General features: G+C 67.7%; 24 protein-coding genes. 4 read left to right on the plus strand and 20 right to left on the minus strand.

The annotated features are described in order from the left end of the window. The first annotated feature begins 55 nt into the window (after positions 1-55). The gene (locus tag ACTICP_RS04480; RefSeq protein WP_441889921.1) at positions 56-514 is read left to right on the plus strand and encodes a hypothetical protein; all 459 of its coding nucleotides are present in this window, start codon (positions 56-58) and stop codon (positions 512-514) included. A gap of 9 nt (positions 515-523) precedes the next feature. On the opposite strand, the gene ACTICP_RS04485 is transcribed toward ACTICP_RS04480, so the two are convergent. Beyond that, the gene (locus ACTICP_RS04485) at positions 524-1,312 is read right to left on the minus strand and encodes an alpha/beta fold hydrolase (RefSeq protein WP_441889923.1); all 789 of its coding nucleotides are present in this window, start codon (positions 1,310-1,312) and stop codon (positions 524-526) included. Next, on the minus strand, positions 1,309-1,566 hold the full coding sequence (locus ACTICP_RS04490; protein WP_441889925.1) for a DUF1905 domain-containing protein: 258 nt from the start codon (positions 1,564-1,566) through the stop codon (positions 1,309-1,311). The genes ACTICP_RS04485 and ACTICP_RS04490 overlap by 4 nt, the downstream gene beginning before the upstream one ends. Here ACTICP_RS04490 and ACTICP_RS04495 point away from each other — a divergent pair. Further along, the gene (locus ACTICP_RS04495) at positions 1,540-2,286 is read left to right on the plus strand and encodes a TetR/AcrR family transcriptional regulator (protein WP_441889927.1); all 747 of its coding nucleotides are present in this window, start codon (positions 1,540-1,542) and stop codon (positions 2,284-2,286) included. The genes ACTICP_RS04490 and ACTICP_RS04495 overlap by 27 nt on opposite strands. 24 nt (positions 2,287-2,310) lie before the next feature. On the opposite strand, the gene ACTICP_RS04500 is transcribed toward ACTICP_RS04495, so the two are convergent. The 9 genes from ACTICP_RS04500 to ACTICP_RS04540 form a co-directional block, all read right to left on the minus strand. After that, a complete protein-coding gene (locus ACTICP_RS04500) occupies positions 2,311-3,084 on the minus strand; it encodes an enoyl-CoA hydratase/isomerase family protein (protein WP_441889929.1) in 774 nt (257 codons plus the stop codon). Between the two features lie 20 nt (positions 3,085-3,104). After that, positions 3,105-4,205, minus strand: coding sequence for a 1,2-phenylacetyl-CoA epoxidase subunit PaaE (gene paaE / locus ACTICP_RS04505; RefSeq protein WP_441889931.1), 1,101 nt, complete (start codon positions 4,203-4,205; stop codon positions 3,105-3,107). After that, the gene (gene paaD / locus ACTICP_RS04510; RefSeq protein WP_441889933.1) at positions 4,202-4,708 is read right to left on the minus strand and encodes a 1,2-phenylacetyl-CoA epoxidase subunit PaaD; all 507 of its coding nucleotides are present in this window, start codon (positions 4,706-4,708) and stop codon (positions 4,202-4,204) included. Before paaD ends, paaE begins: the two co-directional genes overlap by 4 nt. Beyond that, the gene (paaC, locus tag ACTICP_RS04515; RefSeq protein WP_441889935.1) at positions 4,702-5,601 is read right to left on the minus strand and encodes a 1,2-phenylacetyl-CoA epoxidase subunit PaaC; all 900 of its coding nucleotides are present in this window, start codon (positions 5,599-5,601) and stop codon (positions 4,702-4,704) included. The genes paaD and paaC overlap by 7 nt, the downstream gene beginning before the upstream one ends. Before the next feature lie 161 nt (positions 5,602-5,762). Continuing rightward, entirely contained in the window at positions 5,763-6,047 is a 285-nt protein-coding gene (gene paaB / locus ACTICP_RS04520) for a 1,2-phenylacetyl-CoA epoxidase subunit PaaB (RefSeq protein ID WP_441889937.1), read from the minus strand. Then, entirely contained in the window at positions 6,044-7,000 is a 957-nt protein-coding gene (gene paaA / locus ACTICP_RS04525; protein ID WP_441889939.1) for a 1,2-phenylacetyl-CoA epoxidase subunit PaaA, read from the minus strand. The genes paaB and paaA overlap by 4 nt, the downstream gene beginning before the upstream one ends. 140 nt (positions 7,001-7,140) lie before the next feature. Continuing rightward, the gene (paaZ, locus tag ACTICP_RS04530) at positions 7,141-9,165 is read right to left on the minus strand and encodes a phenylacetic acid degradation bifunctional protein PaaZ (RefSeq protein WP_441889941.1); all 2,025 of its coding nucleotides are present in this window, start codon (positions 9,163-9,165) and stop codon (positions 7,141-7,143) included. Then, on the minus strand, positions 9,162-10,016 hold the full coding sequence (locus ACTICP_RS04535) for a 3-hydroxyacyl-CoA dehydrogenase family protein (RefSeq protein WP_441889943.1): 855 nt from the start codon (positions 10,014-10,016) through the stop codon (positions 9,162-9,164). Before ACTICP_RS04535 ends, paaZ begins: the two co-directional genes overlap by 4 nt. Beyond that, positions 10,013-10,753 (minus strand): enoyl-CoA hydratase/isomerase family protein, encoded by a 741-nt coding sequence (locus ACTICP_RS04540; protein WP_441889945.1) that lies wholly within the window; start codon positions 10,751-10,753, stop codon positions 10,013-10,015. The genes ACTICP_RS04535 and ACTICP_RS04540 overlap by 4 nt, the downstream gene beginning before the upstream one ends. Before the next feature lie 129 nt (positions 10,754-10,882). Between ACTICP_RS04540 and ACTICP_RS04545 the strand changes: the two genes are divergently transcribed. Next, positions 10,883-11,488: a TetR/AcrR family transcriptional regulator gene (locus tag ACTICP_RS04545; protein WP_441889947.1), complete on the plus strand. Its 606-nt coding sequence runs from the start codon at positions 10,883-10,885 to the stop codon at positions 11,486-11,488. 338 nt (positions 11,489-11,826) lie between these two features. Here ACTICP_RS04545 and ACTICP_RS04550 read toward each other — a convergent pair whose 3' ends face one another. From ACTICP_RS04550 to ACTICP_RS04590, 9 genes are all read right to left on the minus strand, one after another. Continuing rightward, positions 11,827-12,414, minus strand: a complete 588-nt coding sequence (locus ACTICP_RS04550) for a nitroreductase family protein (RefSeq protein ID WP_441889949.1) — start codon at positions 12,412-12,414, stop codon at positions 11,827-11,829. Between the two features lie 103 nt (positions 12,415-12,517). Continuing rightward, complete coding sequence (locus ACTICP_RS04555) at positions 12,518-14,185, minus strand: dipeptide ABC transporter ATP-binding protein (RefSeq protein ID WP_441889950.1); 1,668 nt, start codon at positions 14,183-14,185, stop codon at positions 12,518-12,520. Between the two features lie 2 nt (positions 14,186-14,187). Beyond that, positions 14,188-14,703: a GbsR/MarR family transcriptional regulator gene (locus ACTICP_RS04560; RefSeq protein ID WP_441889951.1), complete on the minus strand. Its 516-nt coding sequence runs from the start codon at positions 14,701-14,703 to the stop codon at positions 14,188-14,190. A gap of 37 nt (positions 14,704-14,740) precedes the next feature. After that, positions 14,741-15,661: an ABC transporter permease gene (locus ACTICP_RS04565; protein WP_441889953.1), complete on the minus strand. Its 921-nt coding sequence runs from the start codon at positions 15,659-15,661 to the stop codon at positions 14,741-14,743. After that, positions 15,654-16,586, minus strand: coding sequence for an ABC transporter permease (locus ACTICP_RS04570; protein WP_441889955.1), 933 nt, complete (start codon positions 16,584-16,586; stop codon positions 15,654-15,656). The genes ACTICP_RS04565 and ACTICP_RS04570 overlap by 8 nt, the downstream gene beginning before the upstream one ends. 16 nt (positions 16,587-16,602) lie before the next feature. Further along, on the minus strand, positions 16,603-17,985 hold the full coding sequence (locus ACTICP_RS04575) for a M14 family zinc carboxypeptidase (RefSeq protein WP_441889957.1): 1,383 nt from the start codon (positions 17,983-17,985) through the stop codon (positions 16,603-16,605). Between the two features lie 39 nt (positions 17,986-18,024). Then, positions 18,025-19,620: a peptide ABC transporter substrate-binding protein gene (locus tag ACTICP_RS04580; RefSeq protein ID WP_441889959.1), complete on the minus strand. Its 1,596-nt coding sequence runs from the start codon at positions 19,618-19,620 to the stop codon at positions 18,025-18,027. Positions 19,621-19,897: 277 nt separating this feature from the next. Then, a complete protein-coding gene (locus tag ACTICP_RS04585) occupies positions 19,898-20,998 on the minus strand; it encodes an ABC transporter permease (RefSeq protein WP_441889961.1) in 1,101 nt (366 codons plus the stop codon). Beyond that, a complete protein-coding gene (locus tag ACTICP_RS04590; protein WP_441889963.1) occupies positions 20,995-21,891 on the minus strand; it encodes an ABC transporter ATP-binding protein in 897 nt (298 codons plus the stop codon). The genes ACTICP_RS04585 and ACTICP_RS04590 overlap by 4 nt, the downstream gene beginning before the upstream one ends. Positions 21,892-22,102: 211 nt before the next feature. Here ACTICP_RS04590 and ACTICP_RS04595 point away from each other — a divergent pair, with 211 nt between their 5' ends. Next, complete coding sequence (locus ACTICP_RS04595) at positions 22,103-22,675, plus strand: NADPH-dependent FMN reductase (RefSeq protein ID WP_441889965.1); 573 nt, start codon at positions 22,103-22,105, stop codon at positions 22,673-22,675. Positions 22,676-22,725 lie beyond the last annotated feature (50 nt).

A 22,725-nucleotide genomic window follows, 5' to 3' on the forward strand; every position in this document is an offset into this window, starting at 1 on the left:
CCGTTCTGGCGCTCTGTGAACGGCAGAAGGTGCGACCCGAAGATAGCGTTGGGGCATGAGACTCTCCGGCACCCGTTTCGTTCGCATCTTCCAGTGGATCGCACCGGTGCTGTTGACGTTCCTCGTCGTGTTCGGGCGGGGCTTCTTCGGTGCTCCGATGGGGTGGATGGCGCTCATCGGGCTGTTCGTCGGCCCGGTCGTCGCCCTCGCGATGTACATTCCGCCGATCATCGTCGTCTTCGACCGCGATGCGAAGGCCGCGCGCAGCACCCGACTGTTCTACGACATCGCCAACTGGCTGACCTGGGCGGCGCTGCTGGTGCTGATGTTCACACTCGAAGACGGTGGAGATTCGCCGCCTTTCGGATCGGTGGTCTCGACGTGGGGAATGATGAGCAGCGACGCGGCCGGGTCGGTCTTCGCCGTCGCGCTGATCGTCGCTTTCCTCGGCTGGCTGGGAACCATCGCTAGCGCGATCGTCGGCGTCGTCGACTCGCGCAGCACGCGGCTCTGAGCCAGCTGGTCAGTTGCCGGGCGACTCCGGCTGCAATCGCATCAGGCGCTCGGCCATGGTGTTCGGATCCCAGGAGTGGTCAGAGCCGAGCAGCTGCTCGGCCGTGCCGTGCGCTGCGGCCTCGGCGAGTTCCGACGCGGTCTCCGCCATGCCGGGGAAGGCCTCGGTGGCGGTGAGGGCGAGCACAGGTGCCGAGGTCGTGGACAGCACGTCGCGGTACCCGCGCTGTTCGACGAGCGTCAGCGCCTCGCCATCCGGAATCCAGCTGAGGACGAGCTCCGGGTAGGAGGGGGACGTCTTGAGCTCCTCGATCCACTCCGGCGGCATACCGTCCATGTACCGCTCGACGGCGGTCTCGAGCGCGCCGTCGTCGATCGCGGCGCGAACGTGCGCCCACCAGGCCGGGGCACCCTGCGGGAACAGGCCCAGCGGCGCTTCCCAGAGCACGAGTCCGGCGAGTTCAGAGATGCGGGATGCTGCGAGCATCGCGATCGGGCACCCGGACGAGTGCCCGACGAGAGTGACCGGCGCCTGCGTGCTTGCGGCGAGCTCGGCGATCGCATCCACCTGTGCGTCGAGCCCGATCGCGCCGGATGCGGTGCTCTCGCCGCGGCCCAACCGGTCGGCATACAGGGAACGGATGCCCTGTTCAGCGAGGCGCTCCGCGGTCTCGTGCGTGTCGGTATCTCCGGCGCGCGTGTCGCCGGCGCCGGAGATGAAGAGCACGCTCGGCGCGCCCGCAGGGCCGAAGTCGTCGTACGCGACGTGGTCGCCTCGATTGGTAGCGAGCCAGGTCACGATGCCGCCTCGATTCGGACGGTGACGTGGTCGCCGGCGTCCTTCCCGAGCTGTTTGCGGGTGGCGGCCTTGACCGGGCCGAGATGGAAGCCGCGCCCCGACGGCATCAGAGTGAGTGCGACGGGGATCTCGTCGAGCGTGCCGACGACGCGAACCGGGTTGCCGGTGCCGAACGCCTCGTTCGACCCTGGCGCTTCGAAGACGGTCCAGCCGCCGGTCTCGTCGGCGTGGACGAGCTCGGCTTCGAACTGCATGGTGGGACTCTTCATGGTCGATTTCGCTTTCAAGACTGGCGAGTATGGTTTCTCCAAACTAGACTTATCAGTATGAAAACGTCAAGGGGCGGTCGAACGGAGCGGCCGAGCTCGATAGCGAAACGAGAAGCGATTCTCGAGGCCGCACAGGCCGCGTTCCTCGCGAACGCGTACGAGGCCGTGACGATGGATGCGATCTCCCACGACGCCGACGTCGCCAAGCAGACCCTGTACGGCCACTTCGGCAGCAAGGAATCACTGTTTCTCGAGCTCGTCCGTTCGCAGACACGAGCGGCGAGTGAACGGGTGCACAGTGCTCCACAGGCCATCGCGCCAGGAGACGACGCCCGCACTGTGCTTGGGCCGGTGTTGAATGAGCAACTCGCAACGGTGCTCGCTCCGAATCTGCTGGCGCTGCGCCGACTCGTCATCGGACTTCTTCCGCAGTTCCCCGACCTCGCCAGGGAGCTCTACGAGCACGGCGCCGAGCGTGCGATTCGGGCGCTCGCCGCGCTGATCCGGCTTCTGGTCGCCGCCGATCTTCTCGCTGTGACCGCGGTGGAACGCGCCGCCATTCAACTCAACTGGCTGGTGATGGGCGAGCCGGTCAACCGTGCCATGCTGCTGGGAGACCGCGCGGCGCGTGATGGGCTCGATATCGCTGCTCATGTCGATGCGGCGTTGGATGTGTTCCTTGCCACCTATGGGGCTGAAAGCTGAGTCTGCGGCGGCCGGTGCAACCGGTCAGCGTCCGGTGAACTCGGGTTTCCGCTTCTGCTGGAACGCGGCGAACCCTTCGCGGTAGTCGGCGGTGTCGCGCAGCGCAGTCTGGTTCGCGTTCTCGGCGGCAACGGCATCCCACAGGGCTAAGCGCTCGTCGCGCAGGCGGGCGACGAGGCGCTTGCTCGCGAGGAACGCCTGGGTCGCGCCTCCGGCGGCGCGGGATGCTGCGGCCTCCGTCGCTGCGCGCACCTCATCCTCCGGCAGCACCTGCGAGAACAACCCGGACTGCACCGCCTCGGCGCCGGTCATGAGTCGCCCGGTGTAGATGAGATCGAGGGTCTTGTGCGCGCCGAGCCGATCGAAGAACAGCGCGTGCCCGCCAGAGTCGAGCGTCGCACCGAGCGCGGCGAACGGCGAGCCGATCTTGGCAGTGTCGGCCACATAGACGACATCGGTAGCGATGAGCAGTCCCAGCCCAACGCCCAGGCACGCCCCGTGCGCTGCGGCGAACGTCGGCGCGGGGAACGCCGACATCTTCTTCAGCAACGGTGTCACGAGCCCGTCGAGGTAGCCGGTCACGTCGTCTGTGGCAGGGTCGACACCGCCGATGTCGCGACCCGCGCAGAACGCCGGACCCTCTCCGCGCAGCACCAGTGCGCGCACGCCCGCAGCCTCTGCCTCGTCGTAGGCGGCGCTGAGCTCTGCGAGCGCCTGCGGGTCGAGCGCGTTGCGCTTCTTCGGTGCGTTCAGAACGACGTGGGCGACATCATCGCCGGTGATGGTCAGATCGATCATGGTGCTCCTCCTTCGGGCGGTCACGCGTCGTAATCGACGACGACCCTCTCGGTCGTCGGGTGGGACTGGCAGGTGAGCACGTATCCGCGCTCGAGCTCATCGGGCTCCAGGGCGAAGTTCTGCGTCGTCCGCACGTCGCCTTCGATCAGACGCGCGCGGCACGTGCCGCACACTCCTCCGGCGCACGCGAACGGTACGTCGCCGCGCACCCGCAGCGCAGCATCCAGAATCGCCTCGTTCGCCGGAACGGGAGAGTCCACCGTCGACGACAGGCCATCGAGTGTGAACTCGATCCGGCGCACCTCGTCGCCGGTGTCGATGATGACCGGGCGGCCGCGGTCGACGCGCGGGCCGTCGGCGTCGCTCGTGAACAGTTCGAAGCGGATGCTGTCAGTTGCCACTCCGCGCCCCTCGAGCGTCTCGCGGCACAGGGCGACGAGGTCGAACGGCCCGCATAGGAACCACTCGGTCACAGTCTCAGGCGGAACCAGCCCGTCGAGGATCGCGTTCAGCTTGTCGGCGTCGATGCGCCCCGACAGCAGGGGAGCGGTGCGCTGCTCGCGCGAGAGCACGTGATGGAGGGCGAGGCGGGAGGGGTAGCGATCCTTCAGATCGGCGAGATCGTCGAGGAACATGACGTCCTGCGTGGCGCGGTTCGTGTAGACGAGGCTGAACTGCGCCGTCGGCGACGAGGCCAGCACGTGCGCGGCCAGCGCCATCATCGGCGTGACGCCCGAGCCCGCGGCGATGCCCGCGATGTGCGCGTGATCCAGGTCGGGAAGGTTCGTGGTGAACCGACCCTCCGGGCTCATCACCTCGATGCGGTCGCCGGGCTTCAGATTCTCGTGGGCCCACACGGAGAACAGCCCGCCGAGGTCGCGCTTGATGCCGACAGAGATTCGGCCGGGGGTCGGCGGCCGGCAGATCGAGTAACTGCGCCTGACCTCGTGCCCGTCGACGTGGGCACGCAGCGCCACGTACTGACCGGGGAGGTACTGGTAGTCGGCCTCAAGGTCCGGCGGCACGGCGAAGGTGACCTCGATGCTCTCCGCGGTCAGCGGTCTGACCTCTGCGACCTCGAGCTCGTGGAAGCGGCCGCGCCGCCGGGTGACCGTACTCATATCGCTTTGAAATGATCGAAGGGCTCGAGGCAGGCGCGGCACTCGTAGAGCGCCTTGCACGACGTCGAGCCGAAGCGGGCGACCTCGCGGGTGTCGAGCGATTCGCAGCGCGGGCACTTCACCGCCAGGCGCAGCCGGATCGGGCCCTGGCCCAGCGCGGCCCGGCCGGATGGCGGAGCGATTCCGAATTCGGTGAGCTTGCGCTTTCCGGCATCCGTCATCCAATCGGTCGTCCACGCGGGGGTGAGCGTCGTCTGCACCTCGACGTCGTCGAAGCCCGCCACGGTGAGCGCGAGGATGACGTCGTCGCGCATGGTGTCCAGCGCCGGGCATCCACTGTAGGTCGGGGTGAGCGTGACGGTGACGCGCTCACCGTCGCCCGCTCTGTTGACGGTGACGTCGCGCAGCACGCCGAGGTCTTCGATCGTGAGGACGGGAACCTCCGGGTCGGTCACGGTCGCGGCGATGCGCCAGGCTTCCTGCTGGCGAGTGGTGGTCACCATGTCGCCCCAGGATGCTGTCTGGCGAGAACCTGCATCTCAGCGAGGATGCGCGAAAGAGCAGGGAAATGGATGCCGCGGCGCCCGCCGCCGGACGACGGCTGGCCTTCCGGCCGCTCGAGTTCTGCTTCGGCGAAGACGGCGTCGATGGCCGCGTCGAACCTGTCGCGCAGGGCGGACGGGCGTACGGCGATGCCGTCGAGTTCGTCGATCAGCGGTTCGTCGCGGAAGAGCTCGTCGACGTACGGCCAGACGTCAGTCACGGCGCGGATCATGCGGCAACGGGACTCATCGGTGCCGCCGGCGAGACGCAGCGTCCACTGCACGGCGTGGTCGCGGTGGTAGTCGACCTCCTTGAGCGATTTCTCGGCGATCGCGGCGAGAACGGGGTCTTCTGAGAAGCGGAGCGCCGAGTAGAGCTCGAACATGTACGCGGATGCCGCGAGCTGCCGCGCGATCGTCTGCGCGAAGTCTCCGTTCGGCTGCTCGAACAGCCAGGCGCTGCGGAACTCCGGCTCGTCGCGGAAGTAGGCGAGGTCGTCTTCGGAGCGTCCGTCGGCCGTGCCCGCGTAGCGGAGGAACGAGCGGGCATGGCCCAACAGGTCGAGGGCGATGTTGCCGAGCGCGACGTCCTCTTCGAGCTCGGGGGCGCGGGTGATCCAGGCGCCGAGCTGCTGCGAGAGGATCAGCGCGTCATCGCCGAGCCACAGTGTGTACGTGGCGACGGCTTTCGTCGCCACGGCTTCGCTGTTACCGGAGAGCTCGGTGGCGAGGTCGAGTGCGTCGACGGTGACGTGGGCGGCCGTTTCGACTCCTCGCTGCGCTCGTCGCTCAACGCGTTTCGTCTCGCTCCGACCCGCACTGAGCGAGCGCGAGCGAGTCGAAGTGTCGCTCAACGACCCGCGGACAGAGCTGTCCGCAGCACTCGCGGGGCGTTGAGCGGAGGCGGCGGAGCCGCCGGAGACGAAACGGGTTGAGCGAGCGGAGCGAGTCGAAGCCACCCTTTCGCCCGCACCAGTCGAAGCCTCCCCACCGGAATCAACCTCACCGAATCCGTTCACAGGTGCGGCACCCCCTCGGACGCGGTGTAGTACACCGCGTGGCGGTAGTTCTTGCCGGCCGGGCTCTCGAAGAACGAGCCTTTGGCATCCGGGTCGCTCGCGGTGAGGGCATCCGACGGCACGACCCAGATCGACGTCCCCTCGCCGCGGCGCGTGTACAGGTCGCGGGCATTGCGCACGGCGAGCTCAGCATCCGGAGCGTGCAGCGACCCGGCGTGCACATGGCTCATGCCGCGGTTCGCGCGGACGAACACCTCCCACAGCGGCCAGCTCTCGCTCATGCCGCCACCTCCTCGGGCCGGGCCACCTGCTTGCGCGCATACGCTGCCGCAGCCTCGCGCACCCACGCGCCCTCTTCATGCGCCTCGCGCCGTGCCCGGACGCGCTCGGCGTTCATCGGGCCGCGCCCGGCGAGCACTTCGAAGAACTCGGTCCAGTCGATCTCGCCGCCGACGTACTCGCCGCGCTCCTCATCGAAGTGCAGCGCCGGGTCCGGGAGCGTGATGCCGAGCACCTCGGCCTGCGGCACCAGCATCCCGATGAAGCGCTGACGCAGCTCATCGTTCGAGAACCGTTTGATGTTCCAGGCCATCGACTGCGCGGAGTTCGGGGAGTCGCCGTCGGGTGGCCCGAACATCATCAGGCTCGGCCAGTACCAGCGGTTCACAGCATCCTGCGCCATCTGGCGCTGCGCCTCCGTTCCCTGCATGAGGGTGAGGAGGATCTCGAAACCTTGCCGCTGGTGGAACGACTCCTCCTTGCAGACCCGCACCATCGCGCGACCGTACGGGCCGTACGACGCCCGGCACAGCGGTACCTGGTTGCAGATCGCGGCGCCGTCGACGAGCCAGCCGATCGCGCCCATGTCTGCCCAGGTCGGGGTGGGGTAGTTGAAGATCGACGAGTACTTGGCCGTGCCGGTGATCAGCTGGTCCATCATCTCGTCGCGCGTGATGCCGAGGGTCTGGGCCGCCGAGTAGAGGTACAGCCCGTGCCCGGCCTCGTCCTGCACCTTCGCCATGAGGATCGCCTTGCGCTTCAGGCTCGGGGCGCGGGTGATCCAGTTTCCCTCCGGCTGCATGCCGATGATCTCGGAGTGCGCGTGCTGACTGATCTGCCGGATGAGTGTCTTGCGGTAGGCATCCGGCATCCAATCGCGCGGCTCGATGCGCGAGTCCGCGGCGATGATCTCGTCGAAGCGGCGCTGCTCGGCGCTCGTGGCGTCTTCGGTCATGGCGACTCCTTCGTCTTTACTGACCGTACGTTCAGTAATTATCGCATATGTTCGGGGTTGGTTGGCGGTGCTGTATGACTTCTGCCGGGGATCGGCGCGGTTAACCAACACAAGTCCTCTCGCCTGCGCGCCGGCTGGCCCTACTCCTTCGCGACCAGGGTCAGTACGTCGTAGGTCGCGACCACCTCGTCACGCTGGTTCTGAATCAGCGCATCCCAGCGAACCTCGCCGTACTCGTCGGTCTCGCGCGGCGTGATCTGCTTCGCGGTCAGTTCGACGCGGATGCTGTCGCCCGGCGACACCGGAGTGATGAAGCGCAGGTCTTCCAGCCCGTAGTTGGCGAGCACCGGCCCGGGCTCGGGATCGACGAAGAGCCCGGCGGCCCAGGAGACGAGCAGGTAGCCGTGCGCGACGCGTCCGGGGAAGAACGGGTTCGCGGCGGCCGCCTCTTCGTCCATGTGCGCGTAGAAGGTGTCGCCGGTGAAGTGCGCGAACGTCTCGATGTCGTCGAGCGTGACCTCGCGGGTGCGCGAGGCGATCCGATCTCCGATCCGCAGCTGCGCGAGCGGTTTGCGGAACGGATGGATGCCGTCATCGTGCGCCGCAGAACCCGCATGCCACACGCCGGTGATCGCCGTGAGCATCTCGGGCGATCCCTGCACGGCCGTCCGCTGCATGTGGTGCAGCACTGCGCGAATGCCGCCCAGCTCTTCGCCGCCGCCGGCCCGACCGGGCCCGCCGTGCACGAGACCCGGCATCGGCGACCCGTGACCGGTCGAGGCGCGGGCGTCATCGCGGTCGAGGAAGAGCACGCGCCCGTTCGACGCGGCGATGCCGGCCATGATCTCGGCGGCGAACGACGGGTCGTGCGTGGCGACGCTGGTCACCAGGGAACCGCCCCCGCGAGCGACGATGTCGGATGCCTCTGCCACGGTGTCGTATGTGATCAACGACGACACCGGGCCGAATGCCTCCACCGTGTGGACGGCCTCGGCGTGCGCGTCATCGAAGCGCAGCAGCACCGGCGAGACGAAGGCCCCCGCTGGTTCGGCGGACTCGGCGGAGCCGACGACGAATCGTCCACCGCCGTCGACGAGGGCGCCGATTTGGCGCAGCACCTCGTCGCGCTGCTCGATCGACACGAGAGGCCCCATCGTCACGCCCTCGGCTCGCGGGTCGCCGAGCACGACCTTGTCGATGATCCGCGCGCGAACCGCGTCGATCACGGCATCGGCCTGACCGGTCGGAACGATCGCGCGGCGGATCGCCGTGCACTTTTGGCCGGCCTTCGTGGTCATCTCGACGACGAGCTGGCGGATGTACGCGTCGAACTCCGGTGTGCCGGCGACGGCATCCGGGCCGAGCACCGACGCGTTGATCGAATCGGTCTCAGCGGTGAATCGCACGCCGGACGGCGTCTGCGCGCGCAGCGCTGCGGCCGTCGATGCGCTGCCGGTGAACCCGACGGTGTCGCCGACGCGCAGTGCGTCGAAGAGCGTCGGCACACTGCCGCTGACGAGTTGCAGCGACCCGGCGGGCAGCAGGTCTGCCTCCACGAGGATCCGCACCATCGCCTCGGTCACATAGCCGGTGGGGGTGGCGGGCTTGATCATCGACGGCATCCCGGCGAGGAATGCGGGAGCCAGCTTCTCCAATGGGCCCCATACCGGAAAGTTGAACGCGTTGATCTGCACGGCCACACCGGGCAGCCGCGTGTAGATGTGCCGACCGAGGAAGCTGCCGTCCTTGGAGAGCGGTTCGACCGGTCCGTCGACGTACACCTGGGCATTCGGCAACTCGCGACGACCCTTGCCCGAGTAGGCGAACAGCACGCCGATGCCGCCGTCGATGTCGACCCACGAGTCGGCCTTCGTCGCACCGGCGCGCGCCGAGAGTTCGTACAGCTCGTCTTTGCGCTCGGTCAGCGCGAGCGCGAACTGCTTCAGCAGCAGGGCGCGCTGGTGGAAGGTCAGCGCGCCGAGCGATGCCTGACCGACCGTGCGGGCATGATCAAGGGCGGCGGCGAGGTCGAGTCCTTCGGTGCTGACCTGGGCGATCTGCTCCCCGGTCGAGGCGTCGCGGACGACCGTGGTTTCTCCGACGGGGTCCGGCGTCCACCACGCATCCTGCAGGTAGCTCGGTACGATCTCGGGCGATGACGTCATGGTGTCTCCTGTCCTGGTCGCTCCCACGTGTAGAAGCCTTCGCCGCTCTTGCGGCCGAGCTTGCCCTCGGCGACGAGCCGGCGCAGCAGAGCGGGTGGGGCGAAGCGCTCGCCGAGGCTCGCCTGGAGTTCTTCGGCGATGCCGAGTCGTACGTCGAGCCCGACGATGTCGGTTGTGCGCAGCGGGCCCATCGGATGCCGGTAGCCGAGTTCCATCGCCCGGTCGATGTCCTCCGCCGAGGCGACTCCGGACTCCAGCATCCGGATCGCCTCCAGCGCCAGCGCCACCCCGAGCCGGCTGGAGGCGAAGCCGGGGGAGTCGCGGACGACGATCGGTGTCTTGCCGAGCATCTCGACCCAGCCCCGCGCCCGGTCGACCACCGCGGGAGCCGTCGCCGCGCCGACGACGACCTCGACCATCGTCGAGGCCGGCACCGGGTTGAAGAAGTGCAGCCCCAGGAACCGATCCGGGCGGGCGAGGGGGGCTGCCAGGTCGTCGATCGAGATGGCGGACGTATTCGATGCGACAGCGGCATCCGGCGCTGTGCGTTCGATTCGGGACAGTGCTTCGGCCTTCATCGCGCGGTCCTCTGGCACCGCCTCGATCACGAGGTCACAGGTTGCGAATGCCGCGGCATCGTGCCCGACGGATAGGGCGGCATTCAGTTCGTCGGCGCCGCGATCGGTCGTTCCTCGATCGATCGATCGCGCGATGATGTCGCGGATGCGGTGCGCCGCAGCATCCGCCGACGCATTGTCGCGCTCGACGATCGCGGCCTCGCAGCCGGCCAGCAGAAACGCGTGCGCGATGCCCGCGCCCATGCGTCCGCCGCCGAGCACTCCGACTTTCATCGGCGCCCCTTCCGTTCGAGGAACTCCGTCATCCGCCGCATCTTCTCCGGGCTCTCGAACAGCTCTGCCTGCAGTTCGCCGTCGATGGCGGGGTGGGCGTCGCGCGGCGTGCGCAGGGCGGTCTTCGTGTGCCGGATCGCGAGCGGGTCCGCGGCGGCGATCCGGTCCGCGATCGCGTGCGCCGCCGTCAGCAGATCGCCGGCCGGGTGGATGCCCGACACCAAGCCGGCGGCGAGCGCTTCATCGGCCGTCAGGGTGCGCCCGGTGAGCAGCATCTCGGTCGCGAGGCCGTCGCCGACGATCTCGCGGAGGCGCCACGAGGCTCCTGCCGCGGCGATGATGCCGAGGTTCGGTTCGGGGTTGCCGATCTTCAGACGTGGGGTGGCGATGCGGATGTCGGCGGCGTACGCGAGCTCAGCGCCGCCGCCGAGCGCGTAGCCGTCGAGCGCGGCGATGACCGGCATAGGCAGGGCGCTGATGCGGATGAACGCCATCGCGTTGATGCCGCGGTGTGCATCGGCGGCGCGGCGGGCGCGCAGTTGGGCGATGTCGGCTCCAGCGGCGAAGTCGTCACCGCTGCTCGCGAGGATGAGTGTGCGCGGCTCGACCTCGAGGTCCGCACACAGTGCATGGAGCTCGTCGATCATCTCGCGATCGATGGCGTTGCGCTTGTCCGGGCGGTTCAGATGCGCGATGACGCGGTCGGGGCGTCGATCGACGAGAAGTGCCTCGCTCATCTGCCCACCTGACTGCGTCGTCGGAGTAACGTAATTTCTGACCGTTCGTTCAGTAATCAAGTATGGCAAGGATGCCGGGGCTCGGCAATCACGGATGTCGCGCGTGCCGCGCGTGCCAGACTGGGGATTGTGCCAGACCCTGATCAGACGCCCGCGCGTCGAGGACGCCCCGGCTATGACCGGGATCAGATCCTCGAGATCGCCGTGCAGATGTTCATCGAGCAGGGGTACGAGGCGACCTCGGTCGCGTCGCTGGCCGCTCGACTGGGCCTGTCGAAGTCGGCGCTGTACCACCACTTCGTCTCGAAGGAAGCGCTGCTCGAGGTCGCGCTCGACGAGGCGCTGGGCGGCCTCGAAGGGGTGCTGAAGGATGCCGGCGACGGGTCAGCCCGCGACCGGCTCGAGCAGGTGCTGCGCGGAGCGGTGCTGGTGCTCGTCGACCGGCTCGCGTATGTCACGCTGTTGCTGCGGGTGCGCGGCAACAGCGACGTCGAACGGGCGGCTCTTGATCGGCGGCGCGCCTTCGATCGCGAGGTGACGGAGCTGGTGCAGGCCGCGCAGGCCGAGGGAACCGTGCGGGCAGACGTCGATCCATCGGTTGCCACGCGCCTGCTGTTCGGCATGGTCAACTCGATCGTCGAGTGGTATCGCCCCAGCGGCGGTGAAGGCGGAGCAGAGCTCGCCCGGGATGTCCTGGCCGTTGCCCTGGACGGGCTGGCCCCGGCGGGGCGTTGAGTTTGCTGGTGGACGTCGCGGGGATAGGAGGCTTCGACTCGCTCCGCTCGCTCAACCCGTTTCGTCTTCGGGCTTTGCCCTTCGCTCAACGACCGGTGGTGGGCGGGACGTTGAGCTCGTTTGCCCTCCGCTCAACGACCGGCGGTGGGCGGGGCGTTGAGGTCGTTCGCCCTCCGCTCAACGACCGGCGGTGGGTGGGGCGTTGAGCTCGTTCGCCCTCCGCTCAACGACCGGCGGTGGGCGGGGCGTTGAGCGGAGGCGGCGCAGCCGCTGGAGACGCAACGGGCTGAGCGGAGGCGCGGAGCGACGGAGTCGAAGCCTTCGATCCTGAAGTCGCGTCAGGCGGAGGCGATGACCGTCTCAGCGAGGGGGCGCCGTGCGCGGGGAGCGGTCTCGCGCTCCTGCAGCTTCTCCGACAGTGCTGATGCATCGCCGAGCTCACCCAGCGCGATCACGGAGACCGGGGTGAAGCGGTCCTCGACGCCGGGCAGTGCGCGCAGCACGTCGCGTTCGATGCCGCCCATCTGGTGCACGTACAAGTCGTCGGCGTGGGCCTGCACCGACAGGTGCGCCGCTGCCTGACCCAGATCGTAGTGTGCCCACGGGCGCGGGTTGCCCTCAGCATCCGTCTCTTCGGCGAACGTTGCGATCAATACCTGCGCGTTGCCGGCCCACTCGCGGTTGAACCCCATCAGCGCGTTGTCGATCGCCGCGTGCAGGTCGGTTCCGCGCCGGGCGACGATGAATCGCCAGGGCTGGGTGTTGCTCGCCGACGGCGCCCAGCGGGCAGCCTCGAGAGCGGCGGCGAGCTTGTCCTCGTCGATCGGGGTGTTCGAATCGAAGGCGCGGGGGCTCCAGCGTGCCGAGAGGATGTCGAGGATCGGGACGGACGTCTCAGCTGTGCGCTCGAGGGTGTGAGTGCTCATGGTGCCTTTCGGGTCGGCGGGAGATTTCGAACCCGGGGACCCCGTCGTCCTCGATCCATTCAGGCTAATGCAGACCGCCTGAGCGTTCGTCACACGGCGTCACTCACACCATCGCGAGGCGAGCAGCGCGCCGTTCCTGCTGCAGATCAGGATCCGGCACGGGCGCCGCCGCGAGCAGGCGCCTCGTGTAATCGTCGGACGGATGCTGGAGCACGCGCTCACGCGATCCGGACTCGACCACCACTCCGCGCCGCAGCACCGTCACACTGTCGCACAGCTCGTCGACGACGGCCAGGTCATGACTGATGAACACGCACGCGAACTTCAGCCGCTCCTGCAACTCGCGGAACACATCCAGCACCTGAGCCTGCACGGACACGTCCAGTGCGCTGGTCGGCTCATCGGCGATGAGCAGATCCGGGTCGAGCGCGACGCCGCGGGCGATGGCCACACGCTGCTTCTGCCCTCCGGAGAGTTCGTGCGAGTAGCGCGCGGCTCGCTCGAGCAGTCCGACCGAGTCCAGCAGAGCATCCACACGGTCGCTCAGCTCGCTGCCCTGCAGGCCTCGGATCGCATGCAGCGGCTCGGCCACGCTCTGCCGCACGGTGTAACGCGGATTCAGCGACAGTGCCGGGTTCTGGAACACGACACCGATCTTCCGTCGGGTCTCACGCCGCACGGCACGCGACGCTGAGAGCATGTCCACCCCGTCCACCCGGATCGACCCTCCCGTGACCGGAGCTGCGCCGATGATCGCCCTCCCGATGGTCGACTTGCCGCTGCCGGATTCGCCGACTAGCCCCAGGATCTCCCCGCGCCCCACCTGCAGACTCACTCCTTCGACTGCGCGGAACAGGCCGCGGATGCGGCCACCGTAGGTGACCTCGAGATCCGCGACGTCCAGCTCGACCGCATCCGTCGTCGGCTCCGCAACCGATGCCAAACGTGACCCGATCCGCGGCACCGCGCTCAACAATTGTTTCGTGTACGGCGCGGTCGGCTTCAGAAGAACGCCGCGTACGGAGCCCTGCTCGACGAGCTCCCCGTCGCGCATGACCACCACCCGATCGGCGAGCTCGGCGACCACCCCCATGTCGTGCGTGATGAGCAGGATTGCCCGGCCTTCCTGGCGCCCGATTCTTGCGAGCACGTCGAGAACCTCGGCCTGCACGGTGACGTCCAGTGCGGTGGTCGGCTCGTCGGCGATCAGCAGCCGCGGGTCGGATGCGAGCGCCATCGCGATGCCGACGCGCTGGCACTGCCCACCGGAGAGTTCATGCGGGTACTGCTTCATGCGCCGCTCGGGCTCGGGCAGGTCGACGAGCTCGAGCAGTTCCACCGCCCGTTGGCGCGCGGCGCGGGTGCTCAGCCTGCGATCGTGCGCGCGTACGGCCTCGACCACCTGGAAGCCGATGGTGAAGACCGGGTTGAGGGAGGCCACGGGATCCTGCGAAATCAGCGCGATCTCGGCTCCGCGCAGACGGCGCATCTCGCTCGCCTCCAGCCCGAGGAGCTCGCGCCCCTGCAAGGTGATCGACCCGGTGGCGCGCGCGTTCTCGGGCAGCAGCCCGATCACCGACAGTGCTGTCACCGACTTGCCCGATCCGGATTCGCCGACCACGGCGACGACCTCGCCCTGCGCGATGTCGAGGTCGAGTCCGTGGACGACCTCGATCGGATCGCGCTTACCGAATCGCACCCGCAGATCGCGGATGCCGAGCACGGCGTCGGACGTCGTGTCGAGTCCTTGGTCGTCGGTCGATGCGCTCATCGTCAGCCCTTGTCTGCACCCTCATCGCGGGCGCGCTTGTGCTCCTGCCAGTCGGCGAGCATCTTGTGGTGGTAGTCCTGCACCCATTCCAGATAGTCGCGTCCGTTGGTGAGGCGAATGCGTGCGTTGTTCTCCTCGGGCCCGAGCCAGTGCAGCGCGGTGTCGATCGAGCGGATATGCCGATCGAAATACCGGCGCTCGTTGGCCAGGAAGCTGCCCCACGGATCCTCTTCCGCCTTGAAATAGTGGCTGCGGTCGCCGGGTACCGGATGCCTGCGGATGTAGTTCGTGTCGATCAGCCGTCTCGTCGCCATCGAGACCGCGCCGGTGCTGGCACTGAGCGCCGTGGCGAGATCGGCGGAAGAGATGTACGGCTGGTCCATGATCATCAGGTACCCGAGTACTTTGCCGTCCATGCGGGACGTGCCCGTCATCTCCCAGATGAGACTGATCTCCTCGGCGAACTCGCGCCGATACTGCTCGCGCTCGTCGACTTCTTCGGGGGTGTCATCGGCCATGTTCGATCCCTTCTGCTGCATCCTCAGCATCCCATCCTCACCGGCGCTCGCGCGGATCGAAGACGCTGCGCAGCTCTTCGCCCAGGGCGACGACGGCGAGCACGGTGAGAGCGAGCATGACGCTCGGCAGCACGAGCACGTGCGGAGAAGCCTGGAACACCCGAGAGCCCGCCGCGATCTGGAGGCCCCACGAGATGGCGGGCGAGGAGAGTCCGACACCGAGGTATGTCAGCGTGCTCTCGGCGACGATGACCGCGCCGACCGTGAGGGTGGCCAGCAGCAGCACGGGCTGCACAGCGTTCGGAACGACATACCGGGCGACGATCCGCCCGGTGCCCAGGCCCATCGTGCGGGCGGCGAGCACGTGGTCGGCGCCCGTGACCGAGCGCACCGAGGCGCGCATGAGTCGCGCCATCATCGGCCAGCCGAACACCCCCAGCACGATGCCCACCGTGAGGACGCTCCGCGACCCGAGCATGTTCAGTACGACGATGGCAGCGAGTAGGAACGGGAACCCGAGGAACACCTCGGTCAGGCGCGACACGATCCAGTCGGCGGCACGACCGCCCATGCCGGCGATGAGGCCCATGATCAAGGCGATCGCCAGCGAGATGGTGGTCGCGAGCAGGCCGACCGAGATCGATGCTTGGGCTCCGTACACGGCTCCGGCCCAAATGTCGCATCCCTGAAGGTCGAACCCGAAGGGATGCCCCGGTGCCGACTCGATCTTGCTGTTCGCCAGGTCGCACGCCCGGGGATCTCCGTTGCCGAAGAGTCCGGCGAACGGTGCCGGTGCCACGGCGAACGCGAGCATGACCAGCAGGATGACGGCCGACAGCCAGAAGAGCGGCCGGCGCAGCAGCATCCGCCACGGGCTCCGCGGCTTCTGGGGCAGAACGACCCGGGTGGTCTTGGGAGCCGGGATCTTCGCGGTGGTCGGTGGGGTGTTCTCAGGCACGGCGGATCCTCGGGTCGAGCAACGCGTGGATGGCGTCCACGAGCAGCGAAGTGAGCAGGAAGATGACGATCAGAGCGGTCGAGATCCCGACCACCATGGCTGCCTCGTGGTCGCGGATCGCCGTGAAGAGCAGGTTGCCGACGCCCGGGAGATTGAAGATGCCCTCGATGACGACCGTGCCTCCGAGGAGGAATCCGAGGTCGGTGGCCAGGAACGTGGCGGTCGGGATGAGGGAGTTGCGCATGACGTGCAGACCCACCACGCGCCCCTCGCCGATGCCCTTGGCCCGTGCCGTGCGCACGTAGTCGGCCTCGAGGTTCTCGATCATCGACCCGCGCACCAGGCGGGAGACCGAGGCGAGTCCGATCGCCGCGATCACCAGTGAGGGAAGCAGGTAGGACAGCGGCCAGCCGTCGCTGATCCCGGCGACGGGCAGCCAGTCCAGCCGCACGCCGAAGATGATCTGCGCCGTGATGCCGAGGACGAACACGGGGATGCAGCTCAGGCCGATGCTGATCACCAGCAGTCCCTTGTCGATCACGGTGCCGTTCTTCAACGCTGAGACGATGCCGACCGCAAGGCCCAGAATGATCTGAATCACCCAGGCGGTGAGAGCGAGCGTGATGGTCACGGGCCACCGCGCAGCGAGCTTGTCAGCCACCGAACGCCCGGTGAGGTCGAGCCCGAGATCTCCGGTGAGCAGATTGCCGAGGTAGTTCGTGTACTGCACCCACAGCGGCTGATCGAGCAGGTACTTCGCGTTGATGGCATCCACCACCGATTGCGGAAGCTGCCGGTCCCCGGCCAGCGCGCGGATGGGGTCGCCGGGCAGGCTGAAGACCGCTACGTAGATGATGAACGTCACGCCGACGAAGACCAGCGCGAAGCCGGCCAGCCGCTGCAGAACGCCGAGTGTCACGCGCATCTGGACATCACCTGCATCAGGGGCGCTCCAGCTGGGCGTGGGCGGCGAGGATCGCCCCGTACTGCACTCCGACGACCTGCGCCAGGGGGAGCGGGGGAGCGTCGCCGCCGGCTCGCGCCTCGGCGAGCCAACCGTCGAAGACGGCCTCGATCTCGGTGGCCGCGCGTCGCACCTCCGGGCTGGCGACGCCCGCTGCGACTTCGGCGGTCAGTGCGCGTCGCAGCATCCCGCCCCAGCGCAGGCGATGCAGGTTGACGACCCCGTTGAGACTGCCGAGTTCGGCCACGGTGGCGCGCCGGTCGTCCTCCTTCTCGGCCCGGAGGAGATCGGCCTCCCCGGCGCCGGTCGCCATGGGTGAGAAGACGCGGGCGGCCCGCAGCAGCGGCGTGTCCATCCGCACATGCGGGTCGACCTGGGCGATGAGGCCGGTGAGCATGCGGCCGGTCTCGACGAGGCGCTCGCCGCAGCGTCGCAGCGCATCGCGGTGGATCGTGTCGGTCAGCGTGGAGTCGTCGGCGGCCGGGTCGCCGAACTGCGGGAGCTCGGCGATCAGCGACAGCGCGCCGTATCGATTGGCGTACGAGGTCGACGCCTCCCCGGCGCTGCCGGGCGGGTAGGGATCCAGGCCCGCCTCTTCGGTCCAGTCGTAGGCATCTTGCAGCGTGCCCATCTCGTAGATCGCGTCGGCGAGCACGGTGAAGTGCGCGCCCTCCGGCTCGCCGGTGTGCAGGGGAACCCCGCAGGATGCCGTGATCTCGTGCAGCAGGGGGTAAAGCGCAGGTATCGGGCGCGAGACGTAGAAGTACGCCCCGCCGCCCTCGCTGTTGTGCAGCGGTACGTACAGATCGGGCGTGGTGAGATCGATGGCGCGGGCGAGGGCGACCGTCTCGGGCATCATGGCGTCGAAGTAAGCGTCCTTGTAGGCGAACGGGAACGTCCACTCCACCTGTTCATCCGGAGCGGGCCGGAAGAACTCGCGGGTGTACAGCCCGCGGTCGGACGGATCGGCGAACCACCCCTCGTTCAGGCGCATCCCGTCCGGGTCAGCGCAGGGCACGACGTGCCACGCGGTATCGGCGCCGGTGCGGAAAGCGGCGTCGACCGCGAGCTGCTCGACCAGGTGCAGGATCGTCAGCGACCCGATCGGTTCGTTCGGGTGCACCCCGCCCACGATGAGCGCCGATCGACGGCCTGCTCCGACGTGGTAGAGCCAGATCGGCTCGCCGAGTCGGCTTGTGCCGATCCGCTCGCACGAGATGAGGTTCGGATGCTCGGCGCGCAGACGCTCGAGACCGGCGTTCAGTTCGTCGACGGTGGGGATGCTGGTCAGCTGCGGCACCGCGCCGGCACGGCGAAGAATATCCTCCGCCGTGCCGAGCGCCGCCTGGGGGTCGTGCACGTTCGGTGTGCTCCGTTTCTGTGAGAGGGCGCCGCGGTGTCAGCCGGCGACGGCGATCTTGGGCACATCGACAGCGCCGGCGTTGGTGTGCAGTTCGGCGATGCGGTCTGAGGTCACGTACAGGTAGCGGTTGCCGAACATCGGCACGGTCGGGAAGTCCTCCAGAATCCGCTCCTGCGCGGCCACGTAACCATCCAGAGACTCCTCGAGAGTGTCGGCGGCGTTCGCCTGCTGCAGCAGTTCATCGACCTCGGGGTTGCTGTACCCGCCGGCGCCGAAGTTTCCCTCACCGGTCGGGGTGAACACCGCGGTGAGAGTGTTCTGCTGGCTGGGATAGAGAGCGCCCCAGCGTGCACGGAACGGCCCATCGGTCTCCGCGTTCTGCACCAGATCGGTGAAGGCGGCGAAGTCTGCGGAGGGGCTGGCCACCACGGCTTCAATGTCCAGATTCTGACGCAACTGGTTGGCGATCGCCTCGAAGTAGTCCTCCTGGCCCCAGTTGGCGACGAAGTGCACCTTCATCTCCCCGTCGAAGCCGCCGGCCTCGTCGAGCAGTGCCTTCGCGGCATCCGGGTCGAACTCGCAGAACTCCCCGCACACGCCTTCGGGGTCTCCGGGCATGCTCGGCGCCGTCAACGACGTCGCGGGTACCTGGGATCCGCCGAAGACGGCGTCGTTGATCGATTCGCGGTCGATCGCCATCGAGATCGCCTGGCGGACGCGGATGTCGGAGAACCGCGGGTCGGTCAGCGTGAAGCCGAGGAAATCGACTCCCGGCGCGTCGAGCTCGTAGACATTGTCACCGAAGTCGTCTCGTGCCTGCATGGCTTGACCGGCGGCGATCGTCGCGATGTCGATGTCACCGGCGAGGGCGTCGGTGTACGAGGTCGCGGTGTCGAGATACGGCACGAAAGTCACAGCGTCGAGGGTCGGCTCATCCCCGGCGTAGTCCTCGTAGGCGACCGCGTCGATCGGGTTGGACTCGCTCCAGCCGTCGGCGAGCTCGAACGGCCCGTTGCCGACGGGTGCCTCTTCCCACGTCTCGAGGTCGTCGAGTGCTTCGGAGGGCAGCGGGTACAGCCCGGTCTGGCCGATCCCGAGCTGCAGCGGGTACTGGCGATCGGGAGCTGACAGCTCGACGGTGAACGTGCGATCGTCGACGACGGAGAGCCCCGTGAGCTCGGTGGCGCTCGGCTCGCCTTCGGCCGGGTTCAGGTCGGCGTACCCGGCGACGTTCGCCAACTGCGGGCCGTTCACCCACGCGTTCGGGCCATACGCGGCGTAGTTCCAGGTGTCGACGTAGTCCTGTGCGGTGACGGGTTCGCCGTCGTGGAACGTCCAGCCGTCGCGGAGCGTGATCGTCCAAGTCTGCGCATCATCGGACTCGACCGATTCCGCCGCGACGAAGGAGACCTCGCCGCTCTCTTCGACTTGCGTGAGCGGGGCGAAGATCGACTCCAGGATCACGTAGGAGCTGAACTGATTGCCGGGGATCATCGAGTCGGGCTGCTCGACCGCGAACCGGATCGGCTCGCCATTGTCGCCTCCGCCATCGGTCGATCCCGCCGAGCATCCCGCGAGTGTCAGTGCTGCCACTGCTGAAGCGGCCGCCACCAGTCGTGCCTTGCTGTGCATAACTCCTCCTTGAGCCACACCGTTTGGAATCCATCCGGGTGTGGCGGGGATGGGCTGCTCGGGTTCGCAGCCGGTTCCTCAGCACGCTAGAGGGAATTCCGTTCAGTAGTCAATGAACTTTCATGAAGTACTGAAAGTTGTAATAGGAGTGAAACACGTACGACTCGTGAGCGCAATACCCCGCCCCGTGAAACTGCATTCCGCGGATGAGAACGGCCGGAGTCCGGCACGTCTCATCCGCGGAATGCAGTCTCGGAGCGGGGCCCACCCGCGGCGCTCAGCCCCGCAGCGCCTCGCGGAACTTCACGCGCGCGCCCATCTTCAGCAGCGAGTTCTCGTAGATCTTCGCGCCGAGCAGGATCACGATCACGCACGACACGAGCATGATCGCCAGCGACGCCAGCGGCTCCCACCACTCGGCCTCGTTGAAGAACAGCCGGATCGGCATACCGACCGGCGCCGAGAACGGGACATACGACAGCACCGTCATCACGACCGGGTTGTCGCCGAAGAAGATCACCAGGAAGTACGGGATCATCGTCAGGTACATCACCGGGGTCATCGTGGCGCCGACGTCCTCCTGCCTCGACACCATCGCCCCCGCCGCGGCAAACATTGCCGCGAGCAGCACGAACCCGAACAGGAAGAACACCGCGAACCAGATCACCGGGCCGCCGAGTCCCGACAGAAGCCCGGTCTGACCGGTGACGATCAGCCCGATGGTTCCCACCGCCATGAGCAGCAGGATCTGCGAGATCGCCAGGATCGTATTGCCGATCACCTTGCCGGCCAGCAACACGCGCGCCGGGATGCTGGAGAGCAGGATCTCGATGACTCGTGTCTGCTTCTCTTCGACGACACTGGTCGCGATCGGCGTGCCGAACGTTATCGCCGCCATCATGAACACGAGTCCGAACGCGATGCCGAGAATGTAGCGGAGTGGTCCGCTCGCGGCATCCGGGTTGAGCAGTTCGACCTCCGGCGTCACGGAGACCGCCGTCAGCAGGCTCTGCGGAGCGGATTCGTCGGCAATGACGACGAGACCGGTCGCTGAAGACTCATCATCGATCACAGCGGCGTCGACCTCGCCCGATTCAACGAGCGCGGTCGCCTCTTCCCGATCCGCGACCTCGGTGACGTCGAAGCCGTCGAGCTCCGAAAGAGCGGATGCTGTCGCGCTCGTCGCCGCGACCGGCGTTGAGTCGGTGTTCGACGAGGCGAACCCCGCCCAGATGACGCCGGCGAGTGCGATCAGCAGCAAGATCGCCGTCGAGAACAGGTAGGCCTTGCTGCGCAGCTTGGTGCTGATCTCACGTTCTGCGACGAGCCAGATGCCCTGGCCCGTCGAGACGGCCGTGGGTGTGGGAGACGCGTTCACTGGATGACCTCCTTGAAGATCTGGGCGAGAGTGGGAAGCTGCGGACCGAACCTGCGGACGTCGCCATCCTGCAGTGCGCGCCGGAGAACCTTCTGCGCGGTGGCGGGGTCGTCCGCGTCGAACACGGCGCTGCCGCCCTCGAAGTCGACGACGGTGATGCCGGGCTCGTCGCGCAGCCAGCCGACATCGCTGGTGCCGTCGAGCTCCCACCGCGGCGCGGAGTGCTGTTCGCGCAACTGATCGCGGGGTCCCGCGGCACGGATCGTGCCCCCGGCGATGATGACGAGGTTGTCGCACAGGCGCTCGACCACGTCGAGCTGGTGAGACGAGAACAGTACCGATACGCCGCGGGACGCGCGCTCCTGCAGCACGCCGGCGACGGTTTCGACGGCAAGCGGGTCCAGGCCCGAGAACGGCTCGTCGAGGATCAGGACCTCCGGGTCGTGCACCAGGGATGCCGCGATCTGCGCCCGCTGCTGGTTGCCGAGCGAGAGGGTCTCGATGTTGTCGTTGAGTCGTTCGTCGAGCCCGAGTTCGGTGAGGAGTGCGGTGGCTTTGGTCGTGGCATCCGTCTTGGTGAACCCGTGCAGGCGCGCAAAGTACACGACCTGCTCGAGCACCTTCATCTTCGGGTACAGGCCGCGCTCTTCGGGCATGTAACCGAACTGGCGGCGGATGTCGCCGGTCAGCTCCTTGCCTCCGAGGGTGACCGTTCCGCCGTCCGAGACGAGCAAGCCGAGGATGATGCGCATCGTCGTGGTTTTACCGGCGCCGTTGCCGCCGACGAAGCCGGTCAGCTGGCCCGCGTGAACCGGGAAGGAGACATTGTCGAGCACGCGCCGAGAGCCGTAGCTCTTCGTGACGCCGTCCAGTTGCAAGGTTCCTGAAGTCACTTACTCACTCCTTCGTTCTGTGCATCGCATGGCTCCACGTTATGGAACGGGCTCGGGGTGCGGCATCCCCCCCAGGGCGGATCTTCGCCGTCCGCCGCCGGGCGGAGCGCTCAGCCGCCTCTTACATGCGACGGAATAGAATTCCCCGGGTGGTCGTTGCACTCACCGAACATCCCCAGCTCGTCTGAGCCCGAACAGAAGGAAACTCCCTGTGACTCGCACCATCGGATACATCGTAGGCAGCATCTCAAGCACCTCCATCAACCGCCGCCTCGCGCGCGTGCTGCAGAACCTCGCTCCGGAGGGAACCGAGCTCGTCGAGATCGAGATCAAGGACCTGCCCTTCTACTCGCCCGACTTCGACGGCGACTTCCCGCAGGTCGCGGTCGACTTCAAGAAGGCCATCGCAGACGTCGACGGCGTCATCATCGTGACCCCCGAGTACAGCCGCTCCATCCCCGGCGTCCTGAAGAACGCCCTGGACTGGTCGACCCGCCCGTACGGCGAGATGTCGTTCTTCGGCAAGCCGGTCGCCGTCATCGGCGCTTCAGGCTCGGGCGTCGCGACCGCCGCTGCACAGCAGCACCTGCGCGCGATCCTCGGCCACTTCAGCGCCGTCACCATGGGCCAGCCGGAGGGCTTCATCCAGGACCGTCCCGGCCTGTTCACCGATGACGGCCAGGTGACCGACGACTCGACCGCCGGCTTCCTCGTCGGCTACCTCGAGGCGTTCAACGGCCTCATCAACCGCGTGCAGCACTCCTCGGAGCTCGTGAACGCCTAAGCAATTCGACCAACAGGGCCGTCCGGCCGACCTCGTCAAGAGGTCAGGTC

Source organism: Microbacterium sp. (assembly GCF_052102115.1).
Classification (GTDB): domain Bacteria; phylum Actinomycetota; class Actinomycetes; order Actinomycetales; family Microbacteriaceae; genus Microbacterium.